Here is a 7,249-nt window from a genome sequence, read left to right as displayed (position 1 = left end):
AGCGGCTCCGGATCCGCTACGAGATACGCGCCGACCTCCACCTTGGCCTACTCCAACTCGCCTGCAGCATCATCTGTTTGAGACGACTCCGAACTCCATTCTGAAACGATCAGTAAGCTGCCGAAGGTGACGGAGCTCAGACAAAACCTCCGGGGTGCGGAGGCAGACGACGGCTTACCCCAGCCGCCGGATGTGACGGATCCCGCGCAGTTCGTTGCAGCAATGCGGCAGTTACGTCTATGGGCGGATCTGAGTTACCGGCAGCTGGAGCGCCTGGCCAACGGCGCGGGAGACGTGCTGCCACGCACCACGCTCGCCGGTGCCAGAACCGGCCGGAGCTACCCAGAGAGGAACTCCTGGCTTCCTTCGTCCGGGCCTGCGGCGGCGACGAGGACATGGTCGGTGCGTGGGTGAAGGCCCGCCGGCACCTGGCCGTCGAGCCCGAGAATCCCTCCGCCGTCGTGACGAGAACGCGGTACAGGCGCGACCTGCACGTCACAGCGCCACGCCGCCTTCCGCCCTTTCTTATGACCTGATCGTGCCGGGCATGACGGATCTGGTTGAGCGGTTGGTGCCGAAGGAGTTGTGGGGGCTGTTTCGGCAGGTGGTGCCGCCAACTGAGGTGAAGCGTCCGCAGGGCGGGGGCCGACGCCGGGCCAGTGACCGTGAAGCTCTGGCCACGATCATCTTCGTGGCCACCTCGGGCTGTACCTGGCGGCAGCTGCCGCCGGTGTTCGAGCCGGTCTGGCCCACGGTCTACCGGCGCTTCGCCCAGTAGAGCCGGGACCAGGTCTGGGCCCGACTCCATCGGGTTGTTCTTCGACGGACTCGGGGCCCGGGGTGAGCTGGACTGGTCGCGGTGCGCTCTGCCGCTCGGGCGCGGGCGGAACGCGCACTCTCTCCCGCTGCCCGCAGGTAGGCCGCAAGGGCCCTGCCCGAGGCGGAACCCGCGCAGGAAGGGCCCGGTCAGTCGTGGGGGACGACGGCGACCGGGCAGTCGGCATGGTGCAGGACGCCGTGCGCAACGGAGCCGATCCGGGCCCCCACGGCGGTGCGGTGGGCGCGTCGGCCGACGACCATCAGCTGAGCCTGCCCAGCCACCGACAGCAGCACCTGCCCGGCGCTGCCCATCTCCACGTGCTCGACGACCCGCACGTCCGGGTACCGATCCCGCCACGGCTGCACCGCCTCGGCGAGTGCCTTCTTCTCGAACGGCTCCATACCGCCGGCCTCCTCGAGCAGGCTGCGCGAGGCGGGGCTGTAGGCGAACACCGGCGGCAGCGTCCAGGCCCGTACGACCCGCACGCTCGCGTGGCGCGCCGCAGCCGTCTCGAAGCCGAGCCGCAACGCGGTGGCGCTGTCATCAGGTTCGCCGTACTGACCCACGACGATCTCGTGCCCGGCGACCTCCGCAGAGGGCTTGTCGCCGGCGCGGACCAGGACGACCGGGAGGGTCGCCCCGGCGATCACTTGCTGGCCGACGGAGCCCAGCAGGAACCCGACGACCGGGCCGTGTCCGCGCGAGCCGAGCACCAGCAGTTCCGCCTCCGCCGCGGCGGCGAGCAGTGTCTCCGCCGGGGGGCCCTCCAGGACGTCGGTGGTGACGGTCAGTCGCGGGTGCCGCTCGACGACGGTCGCGACGGCCCGCTCGACGCCTTCGCGTGCCCAAGCCAGCTGGGCGTCACGGCCGGCGACCTCGGGCGCGGTGTCGGGCTGGTGCTTCCAGGCGTGCACCACCCTCAGCGCCGTGTCCCGCCGCACGGCCTCCCGGGCCGCCCAGGCGAGCGCTGCGAGGCTCTCGTCGGCCCCATCGACCCCTGCCGTGATCGGGCCCATCATGCCGCTGCCTCCTGTGCCGTGATCCGCTCGTACCCGGCCATTGTTCACTACGCTGGCGGTCACGGTGATGGCGTGGGAACAGGCGATCGTGGACACCCTCGATTACGACGGGCGGGAGCCGGCGCGAGGTCCGCCCGGGCGACTCCTCGACCTCGGCTGCAATCAGGGCACTCAGCGCCCGCCTCACCCGACAGCAGCAGGTCCACCACGAGGAGGTGACCCGGTTGCGGAAGGCCCTCGAAGTGGCCCAGGGAGAAAACCTCGACCTCCGTCGGCGCCTGGACCGCTACGAAGCTGATTCAAACAGGTGACGACTCCGCGAGGTCAACTCACCGACGCGCTCCAGCCGTCACTGGCCGCGATCTGCAATGCTCCCTGGTGCAGGTCGAGGCTGCAGGCGGCAGTGGGCTTCCCTTCCTGGGCAAGTGGGCCGGGGCCCTGGAACGCGGCGTTGTCCAGGTGGAAGGCGTCGGGTTCGGTGCAGCTGACGGTACGCAGCCGCCAAGGTGCCGAGGAGTCCTCGTCAGACCGGGGCGGCAGGGCGAGCTGGAGCTGCGCGGTGGCCGGACGCTCCGTGCGGTAGTCGATGTGCCTCGCGGTCCAGGAAGCCATGATGAGGGCGGCCTGTGGGGGCACACCGGGTGCGGGTGGGCCGTCGGTGAGGGAGTGGGGAGTTCGTTGGCGAGTCTGCGGGACCTCGAGGAGGTCCGAGCGGCCGGCACGCGCCTTGAGAATGCCCGCGAACCAGCGGGTCAGTGTCGGGCCGCCCTGGTCGGCCCAGATTCGGATCGCTTTACGGAAGGCTGCCTCGCGGTGGCGGGAGCCGCGTCGGGATCCCGCGTCCAGGATCGCCTCGCCCGCTCGGGAGAAGGCCCGGCACAGGTCGAGGACAGGGACGTGATCGGCGTGGTCGGCGTAGCGCACCGAACGCAATTCCCACATGGCGTGGCGCAGAAGGACCGCGGCGGCACGGGCGTCGGTTCCCAAGTCCTCGGCGGAGGGCTGGCGCAGGCGGCTCGGTTGGCCGGTGCGAGGCGGGGTGACGGCGTCCGCACGCCGTCCGGCAGCTGACAGGTGCCATGAGCGGTCGTCAAGGCGATACTCGCCGGCGGTGGCGCGGAGTCGGCCGCCCGTGCCCAGGGATATCGCGGTCTCCGGCGAAACAGCGTCCAGGATTACGCCCCGTGTGTGGGAGAGGTCAAATACGGCATCGGTGACGCCATCCAGCCAAACGTTCAGCAGGGCAGGTGACGAGGGCGCGTCCTCCCCGACGGCGAACGTGCGGTCAGCGACCAACTGCAGGAAGGCAGTCAGGCGAGTACCGGCACGCTCTACTTGGAGGTGGCGGACGGACGCCGTCGCCAGGTCATAGTCGGGGGCCAGATCGTCCACGCTCTGGCGGGTGAGTCGGGACTGTGGTGCCATGACGTGTCCGAGGTAGTCGCGGCCCGGGATGTACGGCTCGGCCGGCGGTAGGAGCGACCCGATGTCGTAGCCGGCGATCGCGGCCTGCTCGGTCATCCAGCTGCGCCGCCGCTCTCCGAGGCCCGCCATCCACTCCAGCGCCGTCATCGCCCGGCGCTCGCGTTCATCGGCGTCGGACGTGCTTGCAGCCCAGAACAGCGGAAACAGGTTGTTGTCCCACACATCCGCTGCCGCACGAATCGTTTCCCGGTCGAACCGGCGGACGTCTGCAGCGGCCTCCGCGATCTGCTCCACCGAGCGGTCCAGCAGTGCCGGCATCACGGACACGGCTGACGTTCGGCCCGTCGGCAAGCGCGGAGCGCCGAACGGAGGAGGGGTGAGTCTGGCCACGTTCACGATCGTCGCACACCCCTGGGTGAGCTCATGAAAGAAGCGTCAGCGGTATGACGCTGACGCTATGAGCTGCTCGATTGCGACGCGGCAGGCGCGTCCAGTTCGGGCAGGATCTGCGTGATCACGGCGACCCGTTCGGCTCCCTCGGGGGCACTTGCCGCCGTCTCCGGCGCGTCCCGCCGGTAGCGCGCGACGACTTCCGCCAGCTCCTGGTACAGGGCGGCGGCTTCCTCGGGCGTGAGCCGCAGGGCCCAGTCGCTCATGTCGAAGGTGTTGCGCCATGCGCGTGGCATCGTCTGAAGCTCGTTCAGGGTCTGCTGCGTGCGCAGGGTGTAGATGGCGGCGACGGACTGCTGGTAGGCCAGTGCGGCCTCGGGCTCTCGCTCAGCCGCGGCGATGGTCGGGTCCGCCGACGGATCGGCGGGCGGCGGCGGTGGCGCGGTGCGGATGTCGCGGACGGCCTGGCGGACCACGGCGCGCACCGTGGCCGCGTCGAGGGCCTGCAGGCCGCTGTGGGCGAGCGTGTTGAGTCGGCGCGTGATCAGCTCCGCGACGTCGCTGCTGTGGCTGGAGACGCCGATCAGGGCGCGCTGGGACAGGCCGTAGCCGAGCGCGGCTGCGGCGGCCGGGTCGGTGTCTCGCACGCGAGACATCTCGGTGCCGGCCGCGACAGCGCCGTGGATCGCGGTGAGGGAGCGGGCGACGTCGAGGAGCCGGCACGCTTGGGCGCGGCTGATGCCGAACTCTGCGCCGCAGTACGACTCCCACGAGGCGTGCCCGAGCGGGAGCCAGACGCGGGCGGCGTGCGCGTCGCGGACCCGGGCGGCGAGCACCACCACGGAGCGCCGGACGTCGTCCATCGCCTCCCGCAGCCAGGCCGTCATCTCCCGAGCGCGGGCCTCGCTCAGCGGCGGCCGCTCTGGTTCGACGCCGTGCTCCTGGTCCGCGTGCTGCTCGCCCACGACTCCATCGTCCTCCGGGTCGGCGGGCGGCACCAGGGCGTGCGGAAGCACCGGCGCGAGCTCCAGCTCCGCCTCACAACCTCGCAGCTCAGTGCGTCTACCTGGGGAAACGCCCTGTGAGTCTCATAGACCTTGTCCTGTCTCATCGAAGTCAGTTGTCTGCGTGACGCTGACCTGCATGGACTGGATTGCGTGAGACGCGTGGACTCGGTTCGTTGAGACAGACTGCATCTGTCCGTCTCATGTGATCTCAGTCGATCGGTTCGCCCGCGACGACGTCGATGGAGTGCCGCCGTGCCACAGCCGCCGATGCCTCTCGTTAATTCCCAGCTCAGCAGCTTGCTTCGGCTGGCAGGATCGAGGTCATGTCGATGGATCCGTTGGTGGCCCGAGCCCGTGGGCTCTGGGAGGAACTGGCCCGGGCGCCGGTGTCGTTCGCCCCGCCGGGCGGCGTGAACGTTGTGGTCTCCCCGCTGTCCGGGCTGTGCCCGTCCGGCTGGGTCGGAGTGGTAGCTCTGGGCGGATCCGCGATCGTGACCGCGCCGAGTGACAGTGCCGCCGTGATCGTTCGTGAGGCACTGGGGAAACTGCCGGTAGAGGCCGTCGTAAACAGCGCTTTGGTCCGGGAGGCCCTTCCGGTGGCTCGGGCGCTCGGGCCGGCGGCGCTGTCATATGTGTCCCCAGCGGGTTTTCGGCCGGAGGAAGCCGGCGCGTTGACCGTGGAGCAACTGTCAGCCGATCATCCGGATTTGCGGAGCTTGGAGCAGGTGGCTGGTCACGAGGACGCTGGTGAGGCTGCTCTGGACGAGATTACGTCACCCGCGTTCGTGGTTCGCGAGCATGGCCAAGTGGTTGCCGCTGCGGGATATCGGGCCTGGCCGAGGCGGACAGCCCATGTCTGCGTCCTGACGGCGCCACAAACGCGCGGGCGAGGACTGGCACGGGTGACGGGCTCAGCAGCGGTCGCTCATGCCCTTGCTGTCGGGCTGCTGCCGCAGTGGCGCGCGCGCCCGCCCGCCTCCCGGCGTGTTGCGGCTGCGTTGGGCTTCGAGGAGCTGGGCTCCCAGCTCAGCATTGAGATCGCTTAAGAACTCCTAACGAAATGATCTTCGAGGTGGTTGGATCACTCCGGGAGCGTTGAATCGGGGTGCGGAGTGGCTCGGCCGAAGCCGTGGGAAGTCGAAGACGAGCTGTGGGCGGTGATCGAGCCGCTGCTGCCCAAGGTCGAGCGTCGGGCCCGGCATCCTGGACGGAAGCGGCATCCGGACCGCTTGGTGTTTCAGGGCATCCTGTTCGTGCTGCATACCGGGATGGCCTGGGAACACTTGCCGCAGGAGCTCGGCTTCGGTTCGGGCATGACGTGCTGGCGGCGCCTGGCCGAGTGGACCGAGGCCGGCGTGTGGCCTCGGCTCCATGAAGCGCTCTTGGCCAAGCTCCGCAGTGCGGACGCCCTGGACTTCTCCCGGGCGGCGGTCGACGGCTCCCACATCCGGGCGTTAAAAGGGGCCCCAAGACGGGACGAAGCCCTGTGGACCGGGGCAGGACGGGCAGCAAGCACCACCTGATCACCGATGCCACCGGCATCCCGCTCGCCGTCACCCTGACCGGTGGCAACCGCAACGACGTCACCCAGCTCATCCCGCTGCTCCAGGCAGTGCCGCCCGTGCGGGGCAAGCGCGGTCGGCCTCGGCGCCGCCCCGATGTCGTGCTCGGGGACCGAGGCTACGACCACGACAAGTACCGCCGTCTCGTCCGCGCGCTCGGCGTGAAGCCACTGATCGCACGACGCGGAACCGAGCACGGTTCCGGTCTCGGCACTCAACGTTGGGTTGTCGAGCGCGCCTTCGCCCACCTGCACTGGTTCCGCCGCCTGCGGATCCGCTGGGAGATCCGCGACGACATCCACGAGGCCTTCCTCACCCTGGGATGCGCACTCATCTGCTGGCGACGCCTGCCAGCAGTTCAGCGCCGCCATTCATAGACGCCCGGCGAAGGCTCGAGGACCTCGCTCGGCCACTGCTTCAGCACTCGCCAAAGCAGCCTGCGCTGCTCGTCGATCCACCCCTCTTCGAGGTTCATCGGAAGAAACACAGACACGCACGAACTGCTCGGATCCTCCACGTGGACGGCGGGAGTCTCATGCTCTTCGTTGTGCGGCTGGATCCTGATCGCGGGGCTGTGGGCCTCGTCCCTCCAGCAGATGTCCTGCCCTGCAGCAAGTAGATCCAGGGCCCGAGACCATGTCTCCAGGTCGGAAGGGGACAGAGACATGGCCAGACGACCACTGACAAAGCTGCTTGTGATCACGGCCTCTGCGTCGAGCTGGTCGTGAAGATGCAGCAAGCCCGGCGACCGACGCCCCAACACGTGCACCTGGAAGGTGTTGTCACCATCCGAGAGACTGATCAGTTCCACCATGTACCCCTGTTCTGTCCGCCTTCACCCGTTAAGGCTCATGGTGTGGAACCGGAGTCTCGGCCACAACCAGATTCCCTCTGCCTCATTCTGTTACTGAGGTTTTCGTGTTGTCGTCGTGGAGTGACGGTTCATGATCCCTGCGGTATGCCGGTGGGATGAGGTATCCGGAGGGTGGGGGCCTGACCGCTGAGCGTCGGGCGTTTCGTGAGGAG

The 7,249-nt window shown here is 69.0% G+C and carries 5 protein-coding genes and 3 pseudogenes; 4 read left to right on the top strand and 4 right to left on the bottom strand.

Translation table 11 applies throughout. From position 1 onward, the window contains the following. Both ACIRJP_RS41625 and ACIRJP_RS41620 read left to right on the top strand, forming a co-directional pair. Nucleotides 1-104, top strand: a pseudogene (locus tag ACIRJP_RS41625) (IS5/IS1182 family transposase); the annotation flags it as partial. Between the two features lie 443 nt (nucleotides 105-547). Continuing rightward, nucleotides 548-1,007, top strand: a pseudogene (locus ACIRJP_RS41620) (transposase); the annotation flags it as partial. Here ACIRJP_RS41620 and ACIRJP_RS41615 read toward each other — a convergent pair. The 3 genes and pseudogenes from ACIRJP_RS41615 to ACIRJP_RS41605 form a co-directional block, all read right to left on the bottom strand. Beyond that, nucleotides 967-1,839: a universal stress protein gene (locus tag ACIRJP_RS41615; protein WP_404186310.1), complete on the bottom strand. Its 873-nt coding sequence runs from the start codon at nucleotides 1,837-1,839 to the stop codon at nucleotides 967-969. The pseudogene ACIRJP_RS41620 and the gene ACIRJP_RS41615 sit on opposite strands and share 41 nt — an antisense overlap. Before the next feature lie 324 nt (nucleotides 1,840-2,163). Then, a complete protein-coding gene (locus ACIRJP_RS41610) occupies nucleotides 2,164-3,591 on the bottom strand; it encodes a hypothetical protein (RefSeq protein ID WP_404186308.1) in 1,428 nt (475 codons plus the stop codon). 128 nt (nucleotides 3,592-3,719) lie between these two features. Continuing rightward, nucleotides 3,720-4,064, bottom strand: a pseudogene (locus tag ACIRJP_RS41605) (ArsR family transcriptional regulator); the annotation flags it as partial. 920 nt (nucleotides 4,065-4,984) lie between these two features. Here ACIRJP_RS41605 and ACIRJP_RS41600 point away from each other — a divergent pair. Beyond that, on the top strand, nucleotides 4,985-5,707 hold the full coding sequence (locus ACIRJP_RS41600) for a GNAT family N-acetyltransferase (RefSeq protein WP_404186306.1): 723 nt from the start codon (nucleotides 4,985-4,987) through the stop codon (nucleotides 5,705-5,707). A gap of 66 nt (nucleotides 5,708-5,773) precedes the next feature. Next, nucleotides 5,774-6,600 (top strand): IS5 family transposase gene (locus ACIRJP_RS41595; RefSeq protein ID WP_404186304.1). Its coding sequence is split into 2 segments (ribosomal slippage): nucleotides 5,774-6,100 and nucleotides 6,103-6,600, totalling 825 coding nucleotides; the frame shifts between segments, so codons are not numbered across the junction. On the opposite strand, the gene ACIRJP_RS41590 is transcribed toward ACIRJP_RS41595, so the two are convergent. After that, a complete protein-coding gene (locus ACIRJP_RS41590) occupies nucleotides 6,582-7,037 on the bottom strand; it encodes a DUF5959 family protein (RefSeq protein ID WP_404186302.1) in 456 nt (151 codons plus the stop codon). The genes ACIRJP_RS41595 and ACIRJP_RS41590 overlap by 19 nt on opposite strands. Nucleotides 7,038-7,249 lie beyond the last annotated feature (212 nt).

This window comes from Streptomyces sp. NPDC102437, from assembly GCF_044765565.1.
GTDB lineage: Bacteria > Actinomycetota > Actinomycetes > Streptomycetales > Streptomycetaceae > Streptomyces.
This window is presented reverse-complemented; position numbering and strand designations above follow the sequence as displayed.

Coding starts and splice junctions, on each gene's coding strand:
- ACIRJP_RS41615 (WP_404186310.1), bottom strand. CDS start 1,839: ATGATGGGCCCGATCACGGCAGGGGTCGATGGGGCCGACGAGAGCCTC.
- ACIRJP_RS41590 (WP_404186302.1), bottom strand. CDS start 7,037: ATGGTGGAACTGATCAGTCTCTCGGATGGTGACAACACCTTCCAGGTG.
- ACIRJP_RS41600 (WP_404186306.1), top strand. CDS start 4,985: ATGTCGATGGATCCGTTGGTGGCCCGAGCCCGTGGGCTCTGGGAGGAA.